The sequence below is a fragment of the Streptomyces sp. NPDC001568 genome (assembly GCF_042893755.1).
GTDB lineage: Bacteria > Actinomycetota > Actinomycetes > Streptomycetales > Streptomycetaceae > Streptomyces.
Genome location: NZ_JBIAVF010000012.1, coordinates 58,199 through 82,569, shown reverse-complemented (window position 1 = coordinate 82,569; position 24,371 = coordinate 58,199). Strand labels below are relative to the sequence as shown.

The 24,371-nt window shown below is 73.5% G+C and carries 24 protein-coding genes; 6 read left to right on the top strand and 18 right to left on the bottom strand.

All coding sequences use genetic code 11. The annotated features are described in order from the left end of the window. Positions 1 to 2: 2 nt before the first annotated feature. The 6 genes from ACFY0I_RS22675 to ACFY0I_RS22650 form a co-directional block, all read right to left on the bottom strand. A complete protein-coding gene (locus tag ACFY0I_RS22675) occupies positions 3 to 1,214 on the bottom strand; it encodes an acetylornithine transaminase (protein ID WP_388898691.1) in 1,212 nt (403 codons plus the stop codon). Further along, entirely contained in the window at positions 1,211 to 2,164 is a 954-nt protein-coding gene (gene argB / locus ACFY0I_RS22670) for an acetylglutamate kinase (protein WP_388898688.1), read from the bottom strand. The genes ACFY0I_RS22675 and argB overlap by 4 nt, the downstream gene beginning before the upstream one ends. Next, complete coding sequence (argJ, locus tag ACFY0I_RS22665; protein ID WP_388898685.1) at positions 2,161 to 3,333, bottom strand: bifunctional glutamate N-acetyltransferase/amino-acid acetyltransferase ArgJ; 1,173 nt, start codon at positions 3,331 to 3,333, stop codon at positions 2,161 to 2,163. Before argJ ends, argB begins: the two co-directional genes overlap by 4 nt. A gap of 76 nt (positions 3,334 to 3,409) precedes the next feature. Beyond that, positions 3,410 to 4,438 (bottom strand): N-acetyl-gamma-glutamyl-phosphate reductase, encoded by a 1,029-nt coding sequence (gene argC, locus ACFY0I_RS22660; protein ID WP_388898682.1) that lies wholly within the window; start codon positions 4,436 to 4,438, stop codon positions 3,410 to 3,412. Between the two features lie 377 nt (positions 4,439 to 4,815). Next, positions 4,816 to 5,676, bottom strand: coding sequence for an SGNH/GDSL hydrolase family protein (locus ACFY0I_RS22655; RefSeq protein WP_388898679.1), 861 nt, complete (start codon positions 5,674 to 5,676; stop codon positions 4,816 to 4,818). Next, a complete protein-coding gene (locus ACFY0I_RS22650) occupies positions 5,663 to 6,238 on the bottom strand; it encodes a PadR family transcriptional regulator (RefSeq protein WP_388898676.1) in 576 nt (191 codons plus the stop codon). Before ACFY0I_RS22650 ends, ACFY0I_RS22655 begins: the two co-directional genes overlap by 14 nt. An 89-nt stretch (positions 6,239 to 6,327) precedes the next feature. Between ACFY0I_RS22650 and ACFY0I_RS22645 the strand changes: the two genes are divergently transcribed. Continuing rightward, positions 6,328 to 6,762 carry a nuclear transport factor 2 family protein gene (locus ACFY0I_RS22645; protein WP_388898673.1) on the top strand — a complete coding sequence of 145 codons (435 nt, stop codon included), beginning with the start codon at positions 6,328 to 6,330 and terminating at the stop codon, positions 6,760 to 6,762. 78 nt (positions 6,763 to 6,840) lie between these two features. Here ACFY0I_RS22645 and ACFY0I_RS22640 read toward each other — a convergent pair whose 3' ends face one another. Beyond that, a complete protein-coding gene (locus tag ACFY0I_RS22640; RefSeq protein ID WP_388899164.1) occupies positions 6,841 to 7,209 on the bottom strand; it encodes an ArsR/SmtB family transcription factor in 369 nt (122 codons plus the stop codon). A 122-nt stretch (positions 7,210 to 7,331) separates the two neighbouring features. On the opposite strand from ACFY0I_RS22640, the gene ACFY0I_RS22635 reads away from it, so the two are divergent. Next, positions 7,332 to 8,330: a zinc-dependent alcohol dehydrogenase family protein gene (locus ACFY0I_RS22635; protein ID WP_388898670.1), complete on the top strand. Its 999-nt coding sequence runs from the start codon at positions 7,332 to 7,334 to the stop codon at positions 8,328 to 8,330. 37 nt (positions 8,331 to 8,367) lie between these two features. Here the strand turns inward: ACFY0I_RS22635 and ACFY0I_RS22630 are convergent, their stop codons facing one another. Then, a complete protein-coding gene (locus ACFY0I_RS22630; protein ID WP_388898668.1) occupies positions 8,368 to 8,856 on the bottom strand; it encodes a hypothetical protein in 489 nt (162 codons plus the stop codon). Between the two features lie 139 nt (positions 8,857 to 8,995). Here ACFY0I_RS22630 and ACFY0I_RS22625 point away from each other — a divergent pair, with 139 nt between their 5' ends. After that, the gene (locus tag ACFY0I_RS22625; protein ID WP_388898665.1) at positions 8,996 to 9,586 is read left to right on the top strand and encodes a chitin binding peritrophin-A domain-containing protein; all 591 of its coding nucleotides are present in this window, start codon (positions 8,996 to 8,998) and stop codon (positions 9,584 to 9,586) included. On the opposite strand, the gene ACFY0I_RS22620 is transcribed toward ACFY0I_RS22625, so the two are convergent. Both ACFY0I_RS22620 and ACFY0I_RS22615 read right to left on the bottom strand, forming a co-directional pair. Then, on the bottom strand, positions 9,544 to 10,356 hold the full coding sequence (locus tag ACFY0I_RS22620) for an N-acetyltransferase (protein ID WP_388898662.1): 813 nt from the start codon (positions 10,354 to 10,356) through the stop codon (positions 9,544 to 9,546). The two genes, ACFY0I_RS22625 and ACFY0I_RS22620, sit on opposite strands and share 43 nt — an antisense overlap. A gap of 31 nt (positions 10,357 to 10,387) precedes the next feature. Further along, the gene (locus tag ACFY0I_RS22615) at positions 10,388 to 11,851 is read right to left on the bottom strand and encodes a PLP-dependent aminotransferase family protein (protein ID WP_388898660.1); all 1,464 of its coding nucleotides are present in this window, start codon (positions 11,849 to 11,851) and stop codon (positions 10,388 to 10,390) included. On the opposite strand from ACFY0I_RS22615, the gene ACFY0I_RS22610 reads away from it, so the two are divergent. Then, a complete protein-coding gene (locus ACFY0I_RS22610) occupies positions 11,850 to 12,890 on the top strand; it encodes a DMT family transporter (protein ID WP_388898657.1) in 1,041 nt (346 codons plus the stop codon). The two genes, ACFY0I_RS22615 and ACFY0I_RS22610, sit on opposite strands and share 2 nt — an antisense overlap. Positions 12,891 to 12,951: 61 nt before the next feature. Further along, entirely contained in the window at positions 12,952 to 13,149 is a 198-nt protein-coding gene (locus ACFY0I_RS22605) for a DUF1918 domain-containing protein (RefSeq protein WP_388898655.1), read from the top strand. A 15-nt stretch (positions 13,150 to 13,164) separates the two neighbouring features. Here ACFY0I_RS22605 and ACFY0I_RS22600 read toward each other — a convergent pair whose 3' ends face one another. Next, positions 13,165 to 14,457, bottom strand: coding sequence for a glycoside hydrolase family 10 protein (locus ACFY0I_RS22600; RefSeq protein WP_388898652.1), 1,293 nt, complete (start codon positions 14,455 to 14,457; stop codon positions 13,165 to 13,167). A 154-nt stretch (positions 14,458 to 14,611) separates the two neighbouring features. Between ACFY0I_RS22600 and ACFY0I_RS22595 the strand changes: the two genes are divergently transcribed. Beyond that, positions 14,612 to 15,514: a 3-hydroxybutyryl-CoA dehydrogenase gene (locus ACFY0I_RS22595; protein WP_388898649.1), complete on the top strand. Its 903-nt coding sequence runs from the start codon at positions 14,612 to 14,614 to the stop codon at positions 15,512 to 15,514. 18 nt (positions 15,515 to 15,532) lie between these two features. On the opposite strand, the gene ACFY0I_RS22590 is transcribed toward ACFY0I_RS22595, so the two are convergent. From ACFY0I_RS22590 to ACFY0I_RS22560, 7 genes are all read right to left on the bottom strand, one after another. Then, positions 15,533 to 16,069, bottom strand: coding sequence for an NUDIX hydrolase (locus tag ACFY0I_RS22590; RefSeq protein ID WP_388898646.1), 537 nt, complete (start codon positions 16,067 to 16,069; stop codon positions 15,533 to 15,535). A gap of 53 nt (positions 16,070 to 16,122) precedes the next feature. Then, entirely contained in the window at positions 16,123 to 17,460 is a 1,338-nt protein-coding gene (locus ACFY0I_RS22585; protein ID WP_388898643.1) for a transcriptional regulator, read from the bottom strand. Positions 17,461 to 17,867: 407 nt separating this feature from the next. Then, a complete protein-coding gene (locus ACFY0I_RS22580; protein ID WP_388898640.1) occupies positions 17,868 to 18,230 on the bottom strand; it encodes a hypothetical protein in 363 nt (120 codons plus the stop codon). Between the two features lie 188 nt (positions 18,231 to 18,418). After that, positions 18,419 to 20,947: a phenylalanine--tRNA ligase subunit beta gene (pheT, locus tag ACFY0I_RS22575; RefSeq protein ID WP_388898637.1), complete on the bottom strand. Its 2,529-nt coding sequence runs from the start codon at positions 20,945 to 20,947 to the stop codon at positions 18,419 to 18,421. Continuing rightward, positions 20,947 to 22,074 (bottom strand): phenylalanine--tRNA ligase subunit alpha, encoded by a 1,128-nt coding sequence (gene pheS, locus ACFY0I_RS22570; protein WP_388898634.1) that lies wholly within the window; start codon positions 22,072 to 22,074, stop codon positions 20,947 to 20,949. The genes pheT and pheS overlap by 1 nt, the downstream gene beginning before the upstream one ends. Positions 22,075 to 22,235: 161 nt before the next feature. Next, positions 22,236 to 23,432 carry an ATP-binding protein gene (locus ACFY0I_RS22565; protein WP_388898631.1) on the bottom strand — a complete coding sequence of 399 codons (1,197 nt, stop codon included), beginning with the start codon at positions 23,430 to 23,432 and terminating at the stop codon, positions 22,236 to 22,238. A 55-nt stretch (positions 23,433 to 23,487) separates the two neighbouring features. Next, positions 23,488 to 24,345: a TrmH family RNA methyltransferase gene (locus ACFY0I_RS22560; RefSeq protein ID WP_388898628.1), complete on the bottom strand. Its 858-nt coding sequence runs from the start codon at positions 24,343 to 24,345 to the stop codon at positions 23,488 to 23,490. Positions 24,346 to 24,371: the final 26 nt, after the last annotated feature.

Below are 24,371 nucleotides of genomic sequence, written 5' to 3'. Positions count from 1 at the left end.
TCTCATTCTCCGGATCGTCCCGCTGCGTCGAGGATGCCGGGCAGGGCCCCGAGGAACGCGTCGACCTCGGCCTCGGTGATGACGAACGGCGGCATCAGTCGTACGACGTCGGGGGCGGGCGCGTTGACCAGGAACCCGGCTTCCTGAGCCGCCTGCTGCACCTTCGGTGCGAGCGGCTCGGTCAGCACGATACCCAGCAGGAGGCCGGCGCCCCGGACGTGGGAGACCAGGTGGTGGCCCTCGCCGTCGAGCAGGCCTTCGATTCCGGAGCGCAGCCGTTCGCCGCGCGCCTTCACCCGGTCGAGCAGTCCGTCGGCGGCGATGGTGTCGATCACGGCGAGGCCCGCGGCGCAGGCGACGGGGTTGCCGCCGAAGGTGGTGCCGTGCTGGCCGGGCTGGAGGAGAGCGGCGCTCGCGCCGAAGGCGACGACGGCTCCGATCGGCAGGCCGCCGCCCAGACCCTTCGCGAGCGTGACGAGGTCGGGCTCGACGCCCTCGTGGGCCTGGTGCTCGAACCACTGGCCGCAGCGGCCGACGCCGGTCTGGACCTCGTCGAGCGCGAGGAGCGTCCCGGTGGCCCGGGTGATCTCGCGGGCGGCCGTCAGGTACCCGGCCGGCGGGACGACCACGCCGTTCTCGCCCTGGATCGGCTCGATCACGACGAGCGCCGTCTCCTCGGTGACGGCGGCCCGCAGGGCCTCCACGTCGCCGTACGGGACGTGTGTGACGTCACCGGGCAGCGGCAGGAAGGGGGTCTGCTTGGTCGGCTGACCGGTGAGCGCGAGCGCGCCCATGGTCCGGCCGTGGAAGCCGCCGGTGGTGGCGACCATGTGGGTCCGACCGGTCAGCCGGCCGATCTTGAAGACGGCCTCGACGGCCTCGGCTCCGGAGTTGCAGAAGAAAACCCGTCCTTCGCGGCCGAAGAGCTGGAGCAGCCGCTCGCCGAGCGCGAGGACCGGCTCGGAGGCGTACAGGTTGGAGACGTGGCCGAGGGTGGAGACCTGCGCGGTGACGGCCGCGACGATCGCCGGGTGGGCGTGCCCGAGGGCGTTCACCGCGATGCCGCCGACGTAGTCGGTGTACTGCTTGCCGTCCGCGTCCCAGACCTGGGCGCCGTCGCCGCGTACGAGCGCGATCGCGGGGGTGCCGTAGTTGTTGGTCAGCGCGTGCTGCCAGCGCGCGCCGTAGCCCTCGTTGCCCGTTGCCGTCGTCATGCCGTTCCCCCCTGCTGTCCGTGGTGCCGCGCGGGCTGTGCGCCCTGGTGTCCGTCGGGCACGACCATCGTGCCGATTCCCTCGTCGGTGAAGATCTCCAGCAGGATCGAGTGCTGGACGCGTCCGTCGATCACGCGGGCGGTGCCGACGCCGCCGCGGACGGCGTGCAGGCAGCCCTCCATCTTGGGGACCATGCCGCTCGACAGCTCGGGCAGCAGTTTCTCCAGCTCGCTGACGGTGAGCCGGCTGATGACCTCGTCGCTGTTCGGCCAGTCCGCGTAGAGGCCCTCGACGTCGGTGAGGACCATCAGGGTCTCCGCGCCGAGCGCCGCGGCCAGGGCCGCCGCCGCGGTGTCGGCGTTCACGTTGTACACGTGATGGTCGTCGGCGCTGCGCGCGATGGAGGAGATGACCGGGATCCGGCCGTCGGCGAGCAGCGCCTCGATCGCGCCGGTGTCGATCGCCGTGATCTCGCCGACCCGGCCGATGTCGACGAGCTCGCCGTCGATCTCCGGGCTGTGCCGGGTCGCGGTGATGGTGTGGGCGTCCTCGCCGGTCATGCCGACGGCGAGCGGCCCGTGCTGGTTGAGCAGCCCGACCAGCTCGCGCTGGACCTGACCGGCCAGCACCATCCGTACGACGTCCATGGCTTCGGGCGTCGTGACGCGCAGGCCGGCCTTGAACTCGCTGACCAGGCCCTGCTTGTCGAGCTGGGCGTTGATCTGGGGGCCGCCGCCGTGCACGACGACGGGCCGCAGGCCGGCCTGTCGCAGGAAGACGACGTCCGTGGCGAAGGCGGCCTTCAGCTCCTCGTCGATCATGGCGTTGCCGCCGAACTTGATCACGACGATCTTGCCGTTGTGCCGGGTGAGCCAGGGCAGGGCCTCGATGAGGATCTCCGCCTTGGGCAGGGCCGTGTGCTTGCGGGCACTTCCGGTGGCGCCGCTCATGAGGAGTACGCGCTGTTCTCGTGGACGTACTCGGCCGTCAGGTCGTTGGCCCAGATGACGGCGGATGCGGTGCCGGTGGACAGGTCGGCGGTGATGCGCACCTCGCGGTCCTTCATCGAGACCAGGTCGCGGTCCTCTCCGACGGAGCCGTTGCGACAGACCCAGACGTCGTTGATGGCCACGTTCAGCCGGTCGGGGTCGAAGGCCGCCCCGGTGGTGCCGATGGCGGAGAGCACCCGGCCCCAGTTGGGGTCCTCGCCGTGGATGGCGCACTTGAGCAGGTTGTTGCGGGCGATGGACCGGCCGACCTCGACCGCGTCGTCCTCGGTGGCCGCGCCGATCACCTCGATGCGGATGTCCTTGCTCGACCCCTCCGCGTCGCCGATCAGCTGGCGGGCGAGGTCGTCGCAGACGGTCCGTACGGCGCGGGCGAAGTCCGCGTACGCGGGGACCCGGCCGGAGGCGCCGGAGGCCAGCAGCAGCACGGTGTCGTTGGTCGACATGCAGCCGTCGGAGTCGATCCGGTCGAAGGTGGTGCGGGTCGCGTCGCGCAGGGCCTTGTCCAGGGTGGCGCTGTCGAGGTCCGCGTCGGTGGTGAGCACCACGAGCATGGTGGCCAGGCCCGGGGCGAGCATGCCGGCGCCCTTGGCCATGCCGCCGACGGTCCAGCCGTCCTGGCCGGCGGTGGCCGTCTTGTGCACGGTGTCGGTGGTCTTGATGGCGACGGCGGCGGCCTCGCCGCCGTCGGCTGCGAGGGCGGCCGCGGCCGCGTCGATGCCGGGCAGCAGCTTGTCCATGGGGAGCAGTACGCCGATCAGGCCGGTCGAGGCGACCGCGATCTCACCGGCGTTGAACTCGACGCCGAGGCCTCGGGCGTTCAGGACCTCGGCGGTCTTCTCGGCGGTGGCGTGGGTGTCCTGGAACCCCTTGGGGCCGGTGCAGGCGTTGGCGCCGCCGGAGTTGAGGATGACGGCGCCGACGGCGCCGCCGCGCAGGACCTGCTCGGACCAGTGCACGGGAGCGGCCTTGACGCGGTTGGAGGTGAAGACGCCCGCGGCGGCCAGTCGCGGCCCGTGGTTGACCACGAGGGCCAGGTCGGGATTGCCGTTCGCCTTGATCCCGGCGGCGATGCCCGCCGCCGTGAATCCCTGTGCTGCCGTGACGCTCACTGCATCTCCTTGTTCGCTCCGCCGCCGCTGCGGCTGGTGTCGCTGTCGACCGTCGGGCAGGCCGTACGGGCGCGGCTCACGGTGCGACTCCGACGGCGGAAAGTCCCAGCGCCTCGGGCAGGCCGAGGGCGATGTTCATGCTCTGCACCGCGCCGCCGGCGGTGCCCTTCGTCAGGTTGTCGATCGCGCTGATGGCGATGATCCGTCCGGCGGACGCGTCGAGGGCGACCTGGATCTGGACGGCGTTGGAGCCGGTGACGGCCTTGGTGGTCGGCCAACCGCCCTCGGGGAGCAGCCGGACGAACGGCTCGTCGGCGAACGCCTTCTCGTAGGCCGCGCGCAGCGATTCGGCGGTGGTGCCCGGGAGGGCCTTGGCCGAGCAGGTGGCGAGGATGCCGCGCGCCATGGGCACGAGGTTCGGGGTGAAGGACACGCTGACGCGCTGTCCGGCCAGCGGCGAGAGGTTCTGCACCATCTCGGGCGTGTGCCGGTGCACGCCGCCGACCCCGTACGGGGTCGCGGTGCCCATCACCTCGGAGCCGAGCAGGTTCGCCTTGAGCGCCTTGCCCGCGCCGGAGGTGCCGGTGGCGGCGACGATCACGGCCTCCGGTTCGGCGAGCCCGGCCTGGTACGCGGGGTACAGGGCGAGGGAGACGGCCGTGGGGAAGCAGCCGGGCACCGCGATGCGCTTGACGCCCGCCAGGGCGGACCGGCAGCCGGGGAGTTCGGGCAGGCCGTAGGGCCAGGTTCCGGCGTGCGGGGCTCCGTAGAAGGCGTCCCAGTCGGCGGAGTCCTTCAACCGGTGGTCGGCCCCCATGTCGATGACGAGGACCTCCTCGCCGAGCCGGGCGGCGACGGCGGCGGACTGGCCGTGCGGCAGGGCGAGGAACACCACGTCGTGGCCGGCGAGGACCTCGGGCGTCGTCGCCTCCAGGATCCGGTCGGCGAGCGGCGCGAGGTGCGGCTGGAGCAGGCCGAGGGGCTGTCCGGCGTTGGAGTTGCCGGTCAGCGCGCCGATCTGCACCTCGGGGTGCGACAGGAGCAGGCGCAGGACCTCACCGCCCGCGTATCCGCTCGCACCGGCCACCGCTACACGTACCACCATCGGATCCTCCTCATCGATGGCATGACTATACGTAGCCCCGCACTTTTATGCAAAGCCCGAGGGGGGTCGGGTGGCGACGCGGGCTCGGCCCGGCTCGGCGGCGCCGGCGGGCCGCGTCACGCGTCCGTCCGGGGCGTGACCTCCGGGGTGTGACCGTCGGGGTGCGACCGTCGGGGCGCGGACCTCCATTCTCCCTCTCCTGCGGTCGCCGAGCAGCCCCGCTCCCGTGCGTCGGGGGGGTGCGGGCGCGGTGGGGCCCGATCGGGGGCGGTGACGGGTGGGGGCGGAGACGGGTGGGGGCGGAGCAGCGCGTCAGGGGACGCCCGCCGCGCCGGTCGCGGGGCGACGCCGGGCCGGCGGTCGCCCGCGACCACGCCCTACGAGGCCCCCGGCGCGGCTTCACCGAGGCCGCGAGCGGGCTCCACGACCGCGGCCCCCGACCCGCCCCCCGCACCCACCGGGAACATCGGCAGCAGTGCGGGGCGCTTCGCCGTGCGGCCGTCGCCGGAGGAGCGGCCGCGCAGTCGGCGTCCGAGCCAGGGGCCGAGGAACCCGGCCGCCCAGGCCACCTCGGTGGAGACGGTCCGCAGTGCGGACGGGGCCGGGCGCGCCGGCAGCGGGTGGGACCAGCTGCCGTCGCTGCCCGGCACGCCGAGCGCCTCGGCGAGGGCCGCGGCGATCCGCGCGTGTCCCAGGGGGCCGGCGTGGAGCCGGTCGACCGCCCACAGCCGCGGGTCGGCGGCCACGGCGGACAGGCCGGTTTCCGCGACCACGACCCCGTGCCGGGCGGCCGCCTCCCGGATGTGGGCGTTGAGCGCGAGCACGCGGGGCCGCAGCGGCCGGGCCGCGGGGGCGATCCGCCCGATGTCGGGGACGGTCGCGGTGGCGACCTGCGCCCCGGCGGCGGAGAGGGCGGCGAAGGCCTCCTCCAGCCGGCCCGCCACCCGCGCCGCGTCGAACCCGGGCCGGAGCAGGTCGTTGACCCCCGCTATGACGGTGACCAGATCCGGGCGCAGCGCCAACGCCTGGTCGAGCTGTTCGGCGACGACCTGTCCGGCGAGCCGGCCCCGGACGGCGAGGTTGGCGTACAGCAGGTCGGGGTTGGCGGCCGCGAGGTGCTCCGCGAGCCGGTCGGCGAAGCCGCGCAGTCCCACGACGTCGTCGCCGTCGCCGACCCCCTCGGTCTGGCTGTCGCCGATGGCGACGTAACGCGCGTACCCGGTCTCAGTCTTCGGCACGGGTGGTTCCCCCTTCACGCAGCCGCAGGACGGAAGCCGCCCGCAGGCACCAGTCGCGGTGGCCCTGTTCGAAGGCCAGTCCGCGCAGGCAGGTCAGATAGGCGCCGGCCCGGGGGCCCGTACGCAGGTACTCCTCCTCGGCCGCCTCCCCGCGCAGGTTGCGCAGCAGCCGGCCGAGGAACTCGATCTTGCGGTCGGCGGCCACCGCCCGTTCCTCGAGCTGGGCGATCACCGCGGCCGCGCCGATGCTGTCGGACGCCTGGACCTTGACGAGGAGGTCGTCACGGATGACGGAACTCTTCACGTCGGCCACGGCGAACGCCTCCAGCTCGGCGCGACCCGCTTCGGTGACCCGGAACAGGCGCTTGTTGGGTCGGGATTCCTGGATCACCTCCCGGCCCGTGACGAGGCCGGCCTTCTCCAGCTTGGCGAGTTCGGCGTACACCTGCTGGGGCAGGGCGTGCCAGAAGTTGGCCACGCCGACGCCGAACTCCTTCGCCAGTTCGTAGCCGCTGTACTCGTCGTCCAGCAGCGCCGCGAGTACGGCATGCCGCAAGGCCATCGGGACTCAGCCCCTTCCCTTTTCCGGTCCGTCAGCCGCATGATACTCAAGAAAGTGATTAGTCATATTCATGAGTAGGAGGAGGGGTCATGGAGACTGCCGAACGCTTCCGCGCCGCCGTGGAGAAGGGCGACCTGGACGCCTTGGACGATCTGTTCACGGACGACATCCGGCTCTACAGCCCGGTGAAGTTCAAGCCCTTCGAGGGCAAGCCCATGGTCCTGGGGCTCTTCGGGGTCCTGCTGCGCACCTTCGAGGAGCTCCGCTACCTCGGACGTCTCGACGGCGCCGTCGAGACGAGCGCCGACGGGCAGGAGGCGCCGTCGGTGGTCCTGCCCTTCCGGGCCCTGGTCGGCGGCAAGCAGATCCACGGCATCGACCTCCTCCAGTTCGACGAGGACGGCCGGATCAAGGAGTTCACCGTCATGGTCCGCCCGCAGTCCGCCGTGCAGACGCTCGGGCAGGCGGTCCTCGCCGGCCTGGTGGCGGACGGCCTGGCACCGGCTCCCGGCGCGGACGGCTGAGCCCGCGGGGGCGGCGGGGCTCCCGGCGGGACCGGTTCGGCCCGGCGGGACCGGCCGGGAGCTCCCGGCCGGGTCGCGTCAGCCCCGTTCGGGTCGGGCCACCAGCGCGGCGAGGAGGCCGGGGAACGCCTCGTCGACCTCCTCGCGGCGCAGTGAGTTCATGCGCGAGGTGCCGACGTAGTACTGGCGGATGAGCCCCGCCTCGCGCAGTACGTGGAAGTGGTGGGTGGCGGTCGATTTGCCGACCGGCAGGTCGATCGCACCGCAGGCGAGGTCCCCGTCGGCGGCGTGCAACTCACCGACGATGCGCCGGCGTACGGGGTCGACGAGCGCCTCCAGCAACTGCTGGAGGGCGATCTCCCCGATGTCCGGGTGGGGCGGTACGCGTTCTTGCCCGGTCCTTCGCACTGCTGCCACCGCTCTCCTCGTACTCCGCCCCCCGGCCATCATCCTACGACGGCGGTCGAAGTATGATGACTGTCGAAGTTTGACAGCGGCCGTACTTTGGGCTTGGGTGGGGAGTGACGGCGGCGCACCCTCCGCACCGCCGCGGGCGAAGGGGGAGCGTGATGACGAGAACGGTGCGGTTCCACGAACACGGCGGTCCGGACGTACTGCGGCTGGAGGACCTCGAGGTGGGCCCGCCCGGCCCCGACGAGGTCCTGATCCGGGTGGAGGCGATCGGGCTCAACCGGGCCGAGGTCCTCTTCCGCAGCGGCGACTACATCGAACCGGTCAAGGAGTTCCCCGCCCGGCTCGGCACGGAGGCGGCGGGCACCGTCGAAGCCGTCGGCTCGCGGGTGACGGGCTTCGCCCCCGGCGATCCGATCAGCGTCATCCCCGCGTTCTCGATGAACGACCACGGCGTCTACGCCGAACGCGCCCTCGTTCCCGCCCACGCCGTCCTGCACCGCCCCGATGGCCTCGACGCCATCACCGGCGCGGCCGTGTGGATGCCGTACCTGACGGCCTACGGGGCGCTCGTGGAGGTCGGCGGGATGCGCGCCGGGGACACCGTCGTACTGACCGCCGCCTCCAGCAGCGTGGGGCTGGCCGCGATCCGAACGGCTCGCCGCGTGGGCGCCGTGCCCGTGGCCGCGACCCGCGGCCGGGCCAAGCGGGAGGCACTCCTCAGGGCGGGGGCGGCCGAGGTGATCGTGACCGACGAGGAGGACATCGTCGAGCGGGTGCGCGCGATCACGGCGGGGAGGGGCGCGGAACTCGTCTTCGACGCCGTCGCCGGCCCCGGCGTGGTGGACCTGGCCCGGGTGACGGCCCCCGGCGGAACGCTCCTCCTGTACGGGGCAGTGAGCGGTCGGGCCACCCCGTATCCGGGGTTCGAGCTCGGCATGCCCGCGCTGAACATGCGGACGTACACCGTCCACGAGACGACCGGCGACCCGGAACGACTGCGCCGGGCCGAGGAGTTCGTCCGGTCGGGACTGCTCACGGGGGCCTTCGGGCCGGTGGTGGACCGGTGCTTCGAGCTGGACGCGATCGCCGAGGCGCACCGGTACATGGAGGCGGGCGGCCAGGTCGGCAAGATCGTCGTCACCGTCGGCGGCTGACCCGCGACGGGCGCACACCCCGCTGGGGCCGACCCGCTCAGCCCCGCCGCCACCAGAAGCCGGGAACGGTCACCATCGCGACGACCAGCAGGGCCCCGACCCCGGCCGCGACGAGCCCGCCCAAGGGCCGCCGACGGGGGTCGGCGACGGCGGCCAGCCACAACAGCGGGGCCGACAGGAGGAAGACCATCATCCCGCCGAGGGACCCGAGCACCGACCAGGGCACCACGACCGCCCCGACGACGCCGGCCGCCCGCACGAAGGAGGCCCGGCGCCGGCCGAGGAGGAGCGGCAGCGCGATGAGCCCGGCCGTCACGGCGCAGACCACCGGGTAGCCGGGTCCGTCCATGAAGGGGTTCCAGCCGAGCGCCGGCGGCACGGGGGACAGCACCGCGCACACGGCGAGGGCGTACTGCCACGGGTGGGCCCACTCGCGGGCGCCGTCACCGATCACGGCGTGCGCTCCCCCGCCCGTCACCGCTCCGGCCCCCACGGCCGCCCCCTCGCCCCGGACACCCGTCCGCATCGGTGAACCCGTTCGACTGAACGCGTTCAAACTACCGGACGCTCGCACGGGCGAACTACCCCGGATCCCGTTGTGCCCACCGGACGGCCATGCATATAGTCGCAACGCATCCAGCTCGTTACTCACGGTTACAGGGGGAATGGTGTCACGCATCCACCGGGGAATCACCGCGGCCGCCGCCGGAGCACTGCTCGCACTGGGACTCGCCGTCGCACCGGCCGGCGCCGCACCCGCGGCCGGTGCCGCCGCGGCCGGCGTCGGGGAGTGCGGGGCCGACGGACGGCTGCCGAGGCCCCAGGACCACCGCTTCTACGTGCAGTGCGCGGCCGGGGTCGCCACCGTGCACGCCTGCCCCACCGGTCAGGTCTTCGCCGCGGGACCGCAGCTCTGCGACACCCCCGACCGGGTCCGGCCCGCCGTCGCCACGTTGGCGGGCGCCGGACCGGCGAAGCTCAACGGCCTGCTGTTCGGCGTGAAGAACCTGAACGCCACCGTCCGGATCACCGACGCCCCCGCCGGGCTCGACGGCGTACCCGTCACCTTCACCACCCTCGGCGGCCGACAGCTGTGCACCGCCGTCACCGACCAGTTCGGGGCGGCGCGCTGCGACAGCCCGCCGCGGTTGACCATCCCGCTGGACGAGATCCTGCGCGGCTACCGGGCGACCTACGCCGGCATCGGCGGGATCTACCTCGCCTCCTCGGCGACCGCCCCGGTCATGCTGTTCTGAATCGCGGCGGTCGTCCCGGTGGCGCCGAGCCCGTGCCGGACCCACACGTTCGGTTCCACGTAGACCGCGTGGCCCCGCTCCGGGTCGCAGTGGACGGGCGCCAACGCCCCGGGCACGTGGACGGGGCCCGGCTCGTCGAAGGGCAGCCCCGTCCACTCGCGCCACTCGTCGAGGGCGCCGTTGATCGTCATCGACAGCGGGGCCACCGAGTCGATCACCCCTCCCGCCCGCACGTGCACCCGCAGCCACGGGTCGTACGGCAGACCGTCCTCGCGGGTCCGGTACGCGTACTCCGCCATCGGCGCGTCCGGCTCCGCGGGTTTGCCGTTCGGCCGGACCGGCGCCACCAGTTCCGCGAACCCGGCGGCGCCGGCGGCCTCGCGCATGACGGCCAACATCCGGGCGGAGAGGCCCTCGCCCTGCCGACCGACGGCGACACTGACCTCGATGGCACTGAGCGTGTCGGGGCGGACGCCGCGCCGGTGGTCGGAGAAGGCCCACATCAGGACGCGGTCCCAACCCTGGCCGGGCAACACCCCGTCCCGTCCGGTCGCGTGCAGGGCGAAGGGCACGGCGTAGGCCCGGGCCACCACCTCGTCGCCCTCGGTCGCGACCCAGACGAACTCCGGGAACTCGGTGACGATGCTCGGGTAGAGCAGCCAGGCGAGCGGGTCGTGCGTGGCGAACTCCGGCCAGGAGTCCTCCATCTCGTCGAGGCGGGAGGCCAGTTCCGGGAAACGGGCCAGCGAGTTGATCTGCGTACCGGTCATGCCCGCAGGTTAGGAGGGCGCCCCGGGGCTCTCAACCGGTTTGATCACCGCGACCCGCCTCCCGGTCGAGGGCGGCCCGCAACCGCTCCACGGCCTGCACGAGTTCATCGGATCCCGGGACGCCGGCGAAGCTGAGGCGGACGTACGGGGCCGGCGGCTCCGCACAGAAGTAGGGGCGGCCCGGGGCGACGGCGACCCCGGCGCGCAGGGCCGTCGCCGCGAAGTCGAAGTCGTCGCCCGGACCCCCGGGCCGCACCCACAACTGGTAGCCACCGGACGGCAGATGGGGCAGCTCGACGGAGGGAAGTTCCCGGCGCAGGGCGCCGGCGAGCACGTCCCGGCGGTGGCGCAGTTCGGCGGCGACGGCCCGCAGGTGACGGGGCCAGGCGGGCGCCCCGACCAGTTCGAGGGCGGCTTCCTGGAGGGGCCGGGACACGAAGAAGTTGTCCACGACCTGGATGGCCCGCAGCCGGTCCAGCACGGGGCCGCGGGCGGCGATGGCCCCGACCCGCAGGCTGGGCGAGGTGGGCTTCGTGAGGGAGCGGACGTGCACCACCACGGCGTCCGGATCCTCCGAGGCGAGGGTGGCGGGCAGCGGGCCGCTGTCGTCGTGGGCCAGGTGGCGGGCGTAGTCGTCCTCCACCACGAAGGCGCCGGCGGCCCGCGCGATCCGCAGCACCTCGGGCCGCCGCGCGGCGGACAGCACCGCCCCGGTCGGGTTCTGGAACACCGGCTGGCACACGAAGACCCGCGCGCCCGTCGCTTCGAAGGCGGCGGCCAGGAGTTCCGGCCGGACCCCGTCGGCGTCGACCGGGACCGGCACGGGCCGGCAGCCCGAGGAGCGGGCGATGGCCAGCAGCCCGGGGTAGGTGGGCGACTCGACCAGGACCGGGCTGCCGGGCGGGGCCAGTGCCCGCAGGGCGGTGGTGAGGGCGCTCTGCCCGCCCGCCGAGATCAGTACGTCGGCGGCGCGCACGGACCCGGCGGCGCCGCCGATCTCCCGGGCGAACCAGTCGCGCAGCTCGGGCAGCCCCTCCACGGGCGGGCGCCCCCACGCCCCGGGCCGGCGTCCGGCCCGGGCCAGGGCCGCCGCCATGGCCCGCTCGGGTTGCATCGAGGGGTGCAGGTAGCCGCTGTTGAGCTCGATGACCCCGGGCGGCGGCGCGGTGAGCGAGATCATCACCCCGGAGGCGTCCACCGAACGCGGCACGACGTCCCCGGCCCCCTCGGCGCTCAGGGCGACCTCCTGCCAGGAGGTGTCGGCCGGCGCGGGCGCCGTCGTACGCGGCCGGGAACGGAACGCCCCGGCGCCGGGACGGGTGACGACCAGTCCCTCGGCGGCGAGCTGGGCCAGCGCCCGGGTCACGGTGACGGGGCTGACCCGGAACCGCTCCACCAGGGCCCGGCTCGACGGCAGCTTTCCACCCACCGGGTAGCGGTCGAGCTCCGACTTCAGGCATTCCGCGAGTTCCGCCACACTGCTACGCTCATACATGACAGCACAGAATAGCGCTACTCGCCCCACCTCGATAGCGGTCCGGCCCACCGCCGGCCCGGGACCCGCGGCCGGAACCGGCGCGGGCACGGCCTCGGGCACGGAAAACGGCTCGGGTCCGGGACACGGCGCGGGCACGGAAAACGGCACCGACGCCGGCACGGGAAGCGGTACCGGCACCGCCGCCGGCCGCTCGGGCACGCTGCTCGCCCTGCTCGGAGTCGTGGCGTTCTCGCTGACCTTCCCCGCCACCGCCTGGGGCCTGGAGAGCTTCGGCCCCTGGTCGCTCGTCGCGCTGCGCAGTCTCCTCGCCGCGGCCATCGCCGGCGTCTTCCTGCTCGCCGGCCGGGTCCGGCCGCCCGCCCGCGAGCACTGGGCGGGGCTCGCCGTCGTGGCGGGCGGGGTGGTGGTCGGCTTCCCGCTGCTGACCACCCTGGCCCTGCGGACCTCCACCACCTCGCACGCGGCCGTCGTCGTCGGGCTGCTGCCGTTGACCACCGCCGCGCTGTCCGCGCTGCGCACCGGCGCCCGCCCCTCGCGGCGGTTCTGGGCGGCGGCCGTCGCCGGGGCCGCGATCGTGCTCGGCTTCACCCTCGCCCAGAGCGGCGGCAGCGTGTCGACCGGGGACGCCTACCTGTTCGGGGCGCTGCTGGTGTGCGCCGCCGGGTACACCGAGGGCGCCCGGCTCGCGCGGACGCTGCCGGGCTGGCAGGTGATCGGCTGGGCCCTGGTGCTGTGCCTGCCGCTCAGCGCGGCCGGATCCGCGCTCGGTCTCGCGTACGAGCCGGTCCACCTCACCGGCCACGGTCTGATCGGGCTGGTCTGGGCGGCGGCCGGATCCACCTTCCTCGGTCTGTACGTCTGGTACCGCGGGATGGCCGCGATCGGGGCCCCGCGCGCCAGCCAGCTCCAGCTCGCCCAGCCGCTGCTGACCCTGCTGTGGTCGGTGGTCCTGCTGGGCGAGGAAATGTCCCCCGCCACCCCGCTGGCCGCCTGCGCCGTGCTCGTCTGCATCACCGCGACCCAGCGGGTCAAATAGCAGCGAACCGCCCTAAACTGCTATCACCGGATCGGATCGGACCACCGTCGAGGAGGTCACTATGCATGCCACCGAGGGCGACCAGATCGTGCAGCACGGCAGGGTGGTCGGACAGAACGACAAGGTCGGCGAGATCACCCAGATCCTGGGGGAGAACGGAACCCCGCCCTACCGGGTCCGCTTCCAGGACGGGCACGAAGCGCTCATGGCTCCCGGACCCGACTGCGTGGTCCGGCACCCCGCCGACCCCGCCGGCTGACCGGCGGCACCGGGTTCAGCGCGGCGGCACGACTGTCGGGTAATGGTCGGCGATGACCCTGGCCATCGCTCCGTTGGGGTCCGCGACCACCTGCTTCGCCGAGAAGTAGACGTGGCCGCGGACCTCCGCTCGGTCCCGGGCCAGCCTCACGTGGCGGGACAGTTCCGCCGGGTCCCGCCAGGCGGGCGTGGTGCTGCGGGCGTCGCAGCGGTACAGGGCCTCCCCCACGTACAGGTCGACCCCCGTGCCCCGCACGGCGTCCGCCCACCAGGGCACGATGGCGGCGTAGTCGGCGGTCGGATGGCCGATGTGCCAGTACGCCTGCGGCGCGATGTAGTGGAGCCAACCCTGGGTGACCCACTTGCGGGTGTCCGCGTAGAGGTCGTCGTACGTCGCCACGCCCGCCCGGGTCGGCGAGCCCAGGGGGTCCCGGTCCGAGTTGCGCCACACCGCGAACGGGCTGACCCCGAAGCGGGCGGCCGGCCGCACCGCGCGCAGCTTCTGCGCCATCTCGCGCACGAGGGTGTCGGTGTTGTCGCGGCGCCAGTCGGCGCGCGAGGCGAAGCCGGAGCCGTACTGCTCGAAGGCCTCGTCGTCGTCGAAGTACTGCCCGGCGACCGGGTACGGGTAGAAGTAGTCGTCCCAGTGCACCCCGTCGACCGGGTAGCGCTCGACGGCTTCGAGCATCGCCCGCTGCACGAAGTCGCGGACCTGCGGCAGCCCGGGGTTGTAGTAGAGCTTGCCGCCGTACGGGACGGTCCAGCCGGGGTTGCGGCGCGCGGGGTGCGTGGCGACCAGCCGGCCGGGATCGGTGTGGTTGGCGACGCGGTACGGATTGAACCAGGCGTGCAGCTCCAGGCCGCGCGCGTGGGCCTCGGTGACCGCGGTGCCCAGCGGGTCCCAACCCGGGTCGCGGCCCTGCTGCCCGGTCAGCCACTGCGACCAGGGCTCCCGCGTCGAGGGCCACATCGCGTCGGCCGTGGGCCGGACCTGGAGGATCACCGCGTTCAGTCGGCGCTCGACGGCGGTGTCCAGCAACGAGAGCAGCTCCGCGCGCTGCGCCGCTGCCGACAGCCCGCTCCTGGAGGGCCAGTCCACGTTCTCCACGGAGGCGATCCACATGCCGCGGAACTCACGGTCCGGCCCCCGGTCCGCCGCCCGCTCCGCCACCGCCCGCTCCCCGGGCACAGCCACCCGCTCCCCCGGCGCCGCGCTCCCGCGCACCGCGGCCGCCGGGCCGGCCACCGCCGTGGAGGCCAGCGCCCCCGCCGCTCCGGCCAGTAGCTTCCGCCGTCCGATGTACGTCATGTGACGACTCCGTTCCGTTCCGTGACAATGCGTTGCGTGCGCCCAGCATGCCCGCCCCGGCCCGCCACTTCGCTCAACGTCGGGGGTAACGTCGGGGGGCGTGGCGGGCGTCGGAACGCAGTTACCACTGTCGAGTACGGGGGACCCGCGATGGATGAGCAGCGAAAGGCACGACGTGACGGACCTCTCTACCCTCCCGACCGACATCACCCGGGTCGGCGTGGTGGGCTGTGGCCAGATGGGCGCGGGCATCGCCGAGGTGTGCGCCCGCAGCGGTCTTGAGGTGATGGTCGCCGAGACCACCGGCGAGGCGCTGGAGATCGGGCGGACCCGGCTGCACAACTCCCTGACCAAGGCCGCCGAACGCGGCAAGATCAGCGACGAGGAGCGGGACGCCACCCTGGCCCGCCTCAGCTTCACCACGGACCTCGGCGAGTTCGCCGACCGCGACCTCGTCATCGAGGCGGTCGTCGAGAACGAGCAGGTCAAGACGGAGATCTTCCAGGTCCTCGACCAGGTGATCACCCGCCCGGACGCGATCCTCGCCTCCAACACCTCCTCCATCCCGCTGGTGAAGCTGGCCGTCGCGACCTCGCGTCCGGACCAGGTCATCGGCATCCACTTCTTCAACCCGGCACCGGTGCAGAAGCTCGTCGAGCTGATCCCCGCGCTGACCACCGGCGAGGAGACCGTCAAGCGGGCCGAGGCCCTGGTGCGGGACGTGCTCGGCAAGCACGCGGTCCGCGCCCAGGACCGTTCCGGCTTCGTCGTCAACGCGCTGCTCGTGCCGTACCTGCTGTCCGCGATCCGGATGTTCGAGTCCGGCATCGCGAGCCGCGAGGACATCGACAACGGCATGGAACTGGGCTGCGCCCACCCGATGGGCCCGCTCAAGCTGTCCGACCTGATCGGCCTGGACACCATCGCCTCCATCGCCGACTCGATGTACGCCGAGTACAAGGAGCCGCTGTACGCCGCTCCCCCGCTGCTCCAGCGCATGGTCGACGCCGGCCGCCTCGGCCGCAAGACCGGCTCGGGCTTCTACCCGTACGGCTAGGACGTGACGGGGGCCTCCCTACGGGCGGCCCAGTCGCAGGTGGTGCAGCAGGAGCAGCCCGGCCGCCATGTTGGCGGCCGGGATCTCCCCGCGCGCGATCATCTCCGGCACCTGTTCGAGCGGGACCCACTCGCGGCGCGAGGACTCGAACGCGTCCTGCGGGTGCCCTGTCCAGGTCGCGCCGTCCGCCCAGTAGAGGTGGTGGCGGGCGTCCGTCAGGCCGTTGGACGGCTCGACGGTCATCAGGTGCCGCAGCGGGCCCGGCCGCCAGCCCGACTCCTCCTCCATCTCCCGGGCCGCCGCGCACGCGATGTCCTCGCCGTCCTCGACGACCCCGGCCGGGAGCTCCCAGCCCCAGCTGTCGGTGATGAACCGGTGCCGCCACAGCAGCAGCACCTCGTCGGCCTCGTTGACGGCGGTGGCGACGGCGACCGGCCGCAGCCTGATGACGAAGTGGTCCAGGTGCCGGCCGTCGGGGAGTTCCACGTCGGCGAGGTTCACGTCGAACCAGCGGTTCTTGTACACGGTTTGCTCACTCAGGTTCGTCCACTGCACGGTATTGCCACCTTTCGGTTCGGTTGGTGGCAACATCGCAGCAGCTCACGTCCTCACAGGGGAACGCGCAGCGCCTCGTCGATCAGGTGGGCCGTCTCCTCCGCACCCGCCGAACCGCTGGTCAACAGCTTTTCGCGGACCGTTCGCAGCCGGTCGCGCAGCCGCAGCGACTCCATGCCCTTGGCCCGCTCGGCCATTTCGGCCGCCGCCGCCACCGCCCCGTCCGCCTCGCCCTGCCTCAGCTGGATCTCGCACAGCATCGCCAGCCGGTGCACCCGACCCCGGTCGTGCGCCGGGGTGGCCACGGCCTCGACGGCCTGCGCGTGCGCCGCCCGCAGGTCGCCCAGGCTCAGCAACGCCTCGGCGACCTGTACGTTCACCAGCCCGGGCTGCACGTACCCGGTCTCATCGGGCTCGGTACCCGGCCGGATCCGGCCCGCCGCGGCCTCGGCGCGCCGGATGCAGGACAACGCCGCCGCCGTCTCCCCGAGTCGGGCGTACGCCTTGGCCTGCATCGCGTACAGGTCGGCGGCCAGCGCCGGGGTGGTGTGCCGGCCGGCGGCCCGCAGCGCGGCCTCGGCGAAGGCGACGGCCTGCCGGTGGTCGCGCAGGTGCAGGGACTGGTTGACCAGCAGGGCGATCACGTACGCGCCGAGCCCCCGGTCCCCGCTGGCCTTCGCCAGGCGCAGCGCCTGGTGGAAGTAGCGCTGGGCCAGCCCGTGGGCGTCGGAGTCGTACGCGCAGATCCCCGCCACCGCCACCAGCGAGCCGGTGGCCCGGTACAGCAGGCGCCCGACCGGGTCGGGGTAACCGCCGCGCAGCATCGGGGCCGTCTCGTTGCCGAGGAAGCGCACGATCCGGTCCCGGGTGGCGACACCGCCGGCCCGCCGGTACATCAGCTCGTAGTGCGCGCGGGCGGCCCGCAGGATCTCGATGTGCTCGGGCCCGATCCGGTGCGGCCCCTCCCGGGACACGTCCGCGTCCTCCGGCGGGTTCTCCCACTCCCACACCGGGATGACGGCCGGGGTGCCGGTGACCGCCTCGGCGGTGAGCTGCCCGGGCCGCCCCAGTTCGTCGGAGCGCCACAGGGCGGTGGCGCGGTCCACGAAACCGCTGAGTCCGGCCGTGTGCGGGGCGGGCCGGTCGGGCAGACCGAGCCCGATGTCGTCGAGGGCCAGGGGGCGGTGCAGGCGTCCCCCGAGCACCTCGCAGATCAGGTCGGGCACCTGGCCGCGCGGCCGCTGCCCCTTCAACCACCGGGAGACCGCGGTGTGTTCGTAGCGCAGCGCGAGTCCTCGGGTCCGGCCCGCCTGGTTCACGTGCGCGGCGAGTCCGGCGTGGGACATGGCCGCCTCGGCGAGGAGGGCGTCGAGCAGGGCGTTGGGCTGCATGGGCCCTCCAAGGGCTCGTCGGAATTCAGGCTAGCGGGTGGGTACTTCACGCGGGGCGCAGTGCGTCCGATTCACACGGGGTGCGAATCGAGTACGCGCATAAATGCGATCCGCACCCTGCCGCGGAGGGGGCCCGGCGCGCTTCACTGAAGAGCCTCGCCAATGAGGCCGCTCGGGTCGTCGGCTCCCCCTCGTACAGTGCGACGACCCGACACCGCGCCGCCCGCCTTGCTGTCTGCCCGACACTCCATGGCAGGCGGGCGGCGCGCCACGGCTGCCGCGGGCCCCGGTTGGTCGCCGGGCCCCGGCAGCCGGGCCGTATCCGCACCGGGCCCGTCCACCGGCCCGGTGCGGAGCGGCGCCACCGGTGCCGGTGGTGAACGGTCCGGTCCGAAGTCGGGGTCCGGTCACGCCGGTACGGGTGGGCAGGGCCGGGTCGGTCGGACACGGTCGTCGCGCGGCGCCGGCGGGGCGACGCCGTCGGCGAACCGCCCGCCGGTGCGGCGCGCCGGCGCGGCGTGCACGCCCGCGACCAGCCGCGCGGGCGTGAGCGCCGGCGCCTGTTCGAGGACGCGGCGCAGCGGGAAGGACCGGCCCTGTCCGTCCCGGGCGGCCTCGGCCGCTCCGGCGTGCGGGACGAGCGTTCCGCCGGACCGCGGCACCCCGCAGCCCCGCGCTCCCCGGTCGTGCGGCAGTGACGCCATCGCGGCGCCGGCCCGGGCCGTGACGTCCGCCCGGCGTGCCGGGGGCGTCTCCCCGCGCGTGATCATCCGTCGGTCGCTCCCCTCCGGCCCTGCGGCCGCAACGATTGTGTCGACCTGCGGACGTACCGGACGCGGGCCTCCGGGCTTCTCACCCGAACGAGTGAGCTGGGGTGCCGGCCCCGGAAAAGCGGCAGGGGCACCTCCGGTGTCCCGGAGGTGCCCCTGCCTGCCTGCTTCCACCTACATCGGCGCGCTCACGCGCCGCGCAGCACCGCTCCGGTCCGCTCCGCGGCCAGCGCCACCGCCGCATCGCGGGCGGCCGTGGACTCCTCGGCCGTCAGCGTGCGGTCGGACGCGCGGAAACGCAGCGCGTAGGCCAGCGACTTCTTGCCCGCGCCGACCTGCTCGCCGGTGAACACGTCGAACAGCCGCAGGGACTCCAGCAGTTCACCCGCTCCCTTGCGCAGCGCGGCCTCCACGGAGGCGGCCGGCACGGACGCGTCGACGATCAGCGCGACGTCCTGGGTCGCCACCGGGAAGGTGGAGATCCGGGGTGCCTGAAGGGCCTCGCCACCGGCCGCCGCGAGGCGGTCGAGGTCGAGCTCCATCGCGCTGGTGCGGGCCGGCAGGCCCATCGCCTTGACGACCCGGGGGTGCAGCTCGCCCGCGTGGCCGATGACCGTCTCCACCCCGTCCAGGGTGACGACGAGCTCGGCGCACCGGCCGGGGTGCCACGGACCGTACTGGCCCTGACGGACGACCAGTTCGGTGCCCGCCTCGACGGCCAGCGCCCGGGCGGCCTGGACCGCGTCCGCCCAGTCGGCCGGGCGGCCCTTGCCCCACCAGCCGGCCTGCTCGCGGCCACCGGCCAGCACGACCGCGGCGTACCGCGGCTGCGCGGGCAGGGCCGCGTTCAGGGTCTCGATCTCCTCGTCGGTGGGACGCCGGTCGACGGGCAGTCGTACGGCGACGCCCGGCCGCGCGGCGGCCCGGAAGACCGAACCGGTCTCGAAGAGCGCGAGGTCGTGGCTGCCCCGGCTGTCGTTGCGGCGCAGCGCGCCGAGCAGACCCGGCAGCAGCGTGGTGCGCAGCGCCGGCTCCTCGTCGGAGATCGGGTTGACCAGCTTGACGACCTGGCGGGTGACGTCGTGGGCCGGGAGCTGGAGCTGGTCGAAGACCTGCTCGCCGATGAACGGGTAGCTCAGGGCCTCGACGTAGCCGGAGCCGGCCAGCGCGCGGCCGACCCGGCGGTGCAACTGCTGCCGGGCGGTCAGACCGCGACCGGAGGGCACCTGCGGGAGGGTGGACGGGAGGTTCCCGTAGCCCTCCAGCCGGATGACCTCCTCGGCGAGGTCGTTGGGCTCGGCGAGGTCGGGCCGCCACGAGGGGACGGTGACGACGAGCTCGTCCTGGCCGTAGACGTCGCAGCCGATCTCCTGGAGGCGACGGACGACGGTCTCGCGGCCGTAGTCCATGCCCGCGACGCGGTCGGGGTGGTCGGCGCTCATCGCGACGGTGCGCGGGGCGCCCGGTGCGGTGAGCTCGGTGACCCCGGCCTCGGCGGTGCCGCCCGCGAGCAGCACGAGCAGGTCGACGGTCCGCTGGGCGGCCGCGGCGGCGGCCTGCGGGTCGACGCCCCGCTCGAAGCGCTTGGAGGCCTCGGAGGAGAGCTTCATGCGGCGGGCGGTGCGCGAGATCGCGATGGCGTCGAAGTGGGCGGCCTCGATGACGACGTCCGTGGTGCCCGTGACCTGCCCGGTCTCGGGGTCGGTGACGGAGTCGGCGATCTCGGTGTTGGCGCCGCCCATGACACCGGCGAGCCCGATCGGGCCGCTGTTGTCGGTGATCACCAGGTCCTCGGCATCGAGGGTGCGCTTGACGCCGTCGAGGGTGGTGAACTTCTCGCCCTGCTCCGCGCGGCGGACGCCGATGGCGCCGTCGAGACGGGAGCGGTCGTAGGCGTGCAGCGGCTGGCCCAGCTCCAACATGACGTAGTTGGTGACGTCGACCGCGAGCGAGATCGGGCGCATGCCCGCCTTCTGGAGGCGGCGCGTGAGCCAGATCGGCGACCGGGCCTCGGGGTCGAGGCCGGTCACCGTGCGGGCGGTGAAGCGGTCGCAGCCGGCCGGGTCGTCGATCTTGACCAGGTAGCCGTAGGAGTTGGGCGCCGGGACGTCGAGCAGCGCCGGGTCGCGCAGCGGCAGGCCGTAGGCGGTGGCGGCCTCGCGGGCCACACCGCGCATCGACATGCAGTAGCCGCGGTCCGGGGTGATGTCGATGTCGAGGACCTCGTCGACGAGCTGGAGCAGCTCGATCGCGTCGGTGCCGACCTCGTACTCGGGCGGCAGCACGATGATGCCGTGCGTGCCGTCGTCGCCCATGCCGAGCTCGTCGCCCGAGCAGATCATGCCGTGCGAGGTCTTGCCGTAGGTCTTGCGCGAGGCGATCGCGAAGTCCCCGGGCAGGACGGCGCCGGGCAGGACCACGACGACCTTGTCGCCGACGGCGAAGTTCCGGGCGCCGCAGACGATCTCCTGCGGTTCGCCGGTGCCGTTGGCCGCGCCGACGTCGACCGTGCAGAAGCGGATCGGCTTGCGGAAGCCGTCGAGCTCCTCGATCGTCAGGACCTTGCCGACGACGAGGGGGCCCTTGAGGCCACCGCCGAGCTGCTCGACGGTCTCGACCTCGAGGCCGGCGTCGACGAGCTTGGCGGCCACGTCGCGGCCGGTTTCACCTGCGGGGAGGTCGACGTACTCCCGCAGCCAGGAAAGCGGGACGCGCATCAGATCTCACTCCCGAACGGCCGGGTGAAGCGAACGTCACCCTCCACCATGTCTCGCATGTCTTCCACGTTGTGACGGAACATCAGCATCCGCTCGATGCCGAAGCCGAAGGCGAACCCGCTGTACTTCTCCGGGTCCACGCCGCAGGCGGTCAGCACCTTGGGGTTGACCATGCCGCAGCCGCCGAGCTCGATCCAGCCCTCGCTGGAGCAGGTGCGGCAGGGACGGTCGGGGTTGCCCACCGACGCGCCGCGACACACGTAGCACTGCATGTCCATCTCGGCGGACGGCTCGGTGAAGGGGAAGAAGTGCGGGCGCAGGCGCGTGGTGGTGCCCTCGCCGAACAGCTCCTGGACCATGTGGTCCATGGTGCCCTTGAGGTCCGCCATGGTCAGGCCCTCGTCGACGGCGAGCAGCTCGACCTGGTGGAACACCGGGGTGTGCGTCGCGTCGAGCTCGTCGGTCCGGTACACGCGACCGGGGCAGACGATGTAGACGGGGGGCTTGCGCTCCAGCAGCGAGCGCGCCTGCACCGGGGAGGTGTGGGTGCGCAGCACGACGCCCGACTCGTCGCCCTCGGTGCCTTCCGGCCCCCGGACGAAGAAGGTGTCCTGCATCTGGCGCGCGGGGTGGTCGGGCGTGAAGTTGAGGGCGTCGAAGTTGAACCACTCCGCCTCGACCTCGGGGCCCTCGGCGACCTCGTACCCCATGGCCACGAAGATGTCCGCGATGCGGTCCATCAGCGTGGTCAGGGGGTGGCGGGCGCCGGCGGGGATCCGGTCGTGGGGCAGCGTGACGTCCACCGCCTCCTCGACCAGCACCCGCTCGTCGCGCTCGGCCTCCAGCTCGACCGTGCGGGCCCCGAAGGCCTTGTTCACGGCGCCACGGGCCTGACCGACGCGCTTGCCCGCCTCGGCCTTGGCCTGGGGCGGCAGGGCGCCGATCTCACGGTTGGCGAGCGCCAGGGGCGAGCGGTCGCCCATGTGCGCGGTCTTCGCCTCGCGGAGCTCGTCGAGGTCGCCGGCGGACGCGAAGGCGGCGAGCGCCTCGTCCCGCATGCGCTCGATCTCTTCCGGTTTCAGTGCCTCGACCTCGACAGGGTCGTACGACTTGTTCGGTGCCGACATCTCTTCCCGTACTTCCGATGGCTGGCTGGTGGTCCCCGCACGACTCGATCGAAACGTCTCGCCGCGATCGGCACGTGGACACAAAGGTGCCAAAGGACGAGTCTAAAGGTCGTCGGGGGTGTGAGGCGCCCGTGGGCCGCCTGGCGAGATCCCGCGCGGTCTTACTGCGTGAGGTAGGCCGGGGCGGCGACGGGCAGGATAAATCGGAACCGGGCGCCGCCGCCGGGCCCGCGGCCGACGGTGATGGTGCCGCCGTGGGCCTCCACGATGCCCTTGACGATGTACAGGCCCAGGCCGGTGCCACCGCGCTTGCTCCCCCGCCAGAAACGGGTGAACACGCGGCCCATCGACTCCTCGGGGATCCCGGGCCCTTCGTCGGTCACGGTGACGGCGGTTCCCTTCTCGTGCGGCGACACGTCGATGGTGACCGTTCCGTCTCCGTGGCGCACCGCATTTTCGAGCAGGTTGCCGAGGATCTGGTCGATCTTGTCGGGATCGGCCCACAGGTCGGGCAGGGGTCGGCAGACCCGGACGAGGAACCGTTCGGGGGTCTGGCCGTTCGCGATGAGGGCCTGGACGTGTCGCCCCACGGCGGCGGCGAGGTCGACGGGCTGGCGGCGCACTTCGAGGCGACCGGAGTCGATGCGGGAGATGTCGAGGAGCTCGGCGATCAGCCGGGTGACACGGTTGGCGTCGGCGTCGACGGTCTCCAGCATGAGCCGCTTCTGGTCGTCGGTGAACCGCTCCCACTTGGCGAGCAGGGTCGCGGTGAACCCCTTCACGGAGGTCAGCGGGGAGCGCAGTTCGTGGGCGACGGTGGCGATCAGCTCGGCGTGGCTGCGCTCGGTGCGGCGGCGGGCCTCGGTGCCGCGCAGGGTCACGACGAGGCGGCTCACCGGGCCGGTGGGATGGGTGCGCACGTAACGGGCGGACACCAGTACCTCGCGCCCGCCCGGCAGCAGGAGGTTGCGCTCGGGCTGTCCGCGCCGGGTGGCGAGGCCGCCGTAGGGGTCGGTCAGGGCCCACCAGCGGCGGCCTTCGAGGTCCTCCAGGGGCAGCGCGCGGTCGATGCGGCTGCCGAGGGCCTGGCGGGGGTCGGTGGCGGTCATCCGGCCGGCGGCCCGGTTGAAGCAGATGACCCGGCCCGCGTGGTCGGCGACGACGAGACCGTCGGGCAGGTCGTCGGGGTCGAGACCGTATCCGGCACCGCCGTCGGCTCCGGGGGCGCCCGCCTGGTGCGGTACGCCGGGCAGGCCGTCGGGGACGGCGACGGCCGGGCCGTGCGGTCCGGGGGCGTCCCCGGGTCGCTGCCCGGCCCCGGCCGCGGCTCCCGGCAGGCTGTTCGTACCGACGGTCATGTCCCCGTACCCCACATCTCCGAGTACCGCAGTGGGCCCCCGGGCCGTCACATTACTAGCTGGGGGTCACGGAGCGGCACCCTCCGGGCGCCCGCTGTGCTCGCGCGGACGCGTAGAGACACACGGCGGCGGCCGTCGCCAGGTTCAGGCTCTCCGCCTTGCCGTGGATCGGTACCCGCACGACGGCGTCCGCAAGCGCGCGGGTCTCCTCGGGCAGGCCCCAGGCCTCGTTGCCGAAGACCCAGGCCGAGGGGCCGCCCATGGTGCCCGCGTCCAGTTCGGCGTCGAGGTCGTCCTCGCCGGCCCCGTCGGCCGCGAGGATCCGCACGCCGGCCGCCCGCAGCCCGTCCACGGCCTGCTCGACGGGGACGCCGACCGCCACCGGGAGGTGGAAGAGGGAGCCGACGGAGGCGCGTACGGACTTGGGGTTGTACAGGTCCACGGAGGCGTCGGTGAGGACCACCGCGTCGGCGCCCGCGGCGTCGGCGCAGCGCAGGACGGTACCGGCGTTGCCGGGGTCGCGGACGTGCGCGAGGACGGCCACCAGTTTGGGTCCGGCCTTGAGGATCTCCTCGAAGGGCGAGTCGAGGAAGTGGCAGACGCCGACGAGACCCTGCGGGGTGACGGTCTGGGACACCTCGGCGAGGACCTCGTCGCAGGCGTGGTGCACGCGGGCCCCGGAGAGCAGGGCGGCCTCGACGATGTCGGCGTAGCGCTCGGCGGCCTCGACGGTGACGAACAGCTCGATCAGGGTCGGCCCCTGGGGGCCGCGGTGCTCGACGGCCTCGCGGACGGCCTGCGGGCCCTCCGCGATGAACCGGCGCTCCTTGGTGCGGAAGTTGCGCCGCGCCAGGCGCCTGGCTGCGGCCACCCGCGGGGATCGGGGGGAGATCAGCTCGTCGGGGTAGCCCATGGGTCTCAGCGGTTCTCTCTACGGGG

Bases quoted from the DNA above. Each gene is read 5' to 3' on its own strand.
- ACFY0I_RS22560 (WP_388898628.1), bottom strand. From the start codon at position 24,345: ATGGGCTACCCCGACGAGCTGATCTCCCCCCGATCCCCGCGGGTGGCC.
- pheS (WP_388898634.1), bottom strand. From the start codon at position 22,074: ATGTCGGCACCGAACAAGTCGTACGACCCTGTCGAGGTCGAGGCACTG.
- ACFY0I_RS22645 (WP_388898673.1), top strand. From the start codon at position 6,328: ATGGAGACTGCCGAACGCTTCCGCGCCGCCGTGGAGAAGGGCGACCTG.
- argC (WP_388898682.1), bottom strand. From the start codon at position 4,438: ATGGTGGTACGTGTAGCGGTGGCCGGTGCGAGCGGATACGCGGGCGGT.
- ACFY0I_RS22635 (WP_388898670.1), top strand. From the start codon at position 7,332: ATGACGAGAACGGTGCGGTTCCACGAACACGGCGGTCCGGACGTACTG.
- ACFY0I_RS22625 (WP_388898665.1), top strand. From the start codon at position 8,996: ATGGTGTCACGCATCCACCGGGGAATCACCGCGGCCGCCGCCGGAGCA.
- ACFY0I_RS22605 (WP_388898655.1), top strand. From the start codon at position 12,952: ATGCATGCCACCGAGGGCGACCAGATCGTGCAGCACGGCAGGGTGGTC.
- ACFY0I_RS22585 (WP_388898643.1), bottom strand. From the start codon at position 17,460: ATGCAGCCCAACGCCCTGCTCGACGCCCTCCTCGCCGAGGCGGCCATG.
- ACFY0I_RS22595 (WP_388898649.1), top strand. From the start codon at position 14,612: ATGAGCAGCGAAAGGCACGACGTGACGGACCTCTCTACCCTCCCGACC.
- ACFY0I_RS22675 (WP_388898691.1), bottom strand. From the start codon at position 1,214: ATGACGACGGCAACGGGCAACGAGGGCTACGGCGCGCGCTGGCAGCAC.
- ACFY0I_RS22615 (WP_388898660.1), bottom strand. From the start codon at position 11,851: ATGTATGAGCGTAGCAGTGTGGCGGAACTCGCGGAATGCCTGAAGTCG.
- ACFY0I_RS22630 (WP_388898668.1), bottom strand. From the start codon at position 8,856: ATGCGGACGGGTGTCCGGGGCGAGGGGGCGGCCGTGGGGGCCGGAGCG.
- ACFY0I_RS22580 (WP_388898640.1), bottom strand. From the start codon at position 18,230: ATGATCACGCGCGGGGAGACGCCCCCGGCACGCCGGGCGGACGTCACG.
- argB (WP_388898688.1), bottom strand. From the start codon at position 2,164: ATGAGCGGCGCCACCGGAAGTGCCCGCAAGCACACGGCCCTGCCCAAG.
- ACFY0I_RS22640 (WP_388899164.1), bottom strand. From the start codon at position 7,209: ATGGCCGGGGGGCGGAGTACGAGGAGAGCGGTGGCAGCAGTGCGAAGG.
- ACFY0I_RS22620 (WP_388898662.1), bottom strand. From the start codon at position 10,356: ATGACCGGTACGCAGATCAACTCGCTGGCCCGTTTCCCGGAACTGGCC.
- ACFY0I_RS22565 (WP_388898631.1), bottom strand. From the start codon at position 23,432: ATGACCGTCGGTACGAACAGCCTGCCGGGAGCCGCGGCCGGGGCCGGG.
- ACFY0I_RS22600 (WP_388898652.1), bottom strand. From the start codon at position 14,457: ATGACGTACATCGGACGGCGGAAGCTACTGGCCGGAGCGGCGGGGGCG.
- ACFY0I_RS22650 (WP_388898676.1), bottom strand. From the start codon at position 6,238: ATGGCCTTGCGGCATGCCGTACTCGCGGCGCTGCTGGACGACGAGTAC.
- ACFY0I_RS22610 (WP_388898657.1), top strand. From the start codon at position 11,850: ATGACAGCACAGAATAGCGCTACTCGCCCCACCTCGATAGCGGTCCGG.
- pheT (WP_388898637.1), bottom strand. From the start codon at position 20,947: ATGCGCGTCCCGCTTTCCTGGCTGCGGGAGTACGTCGACCTCCCCGCA.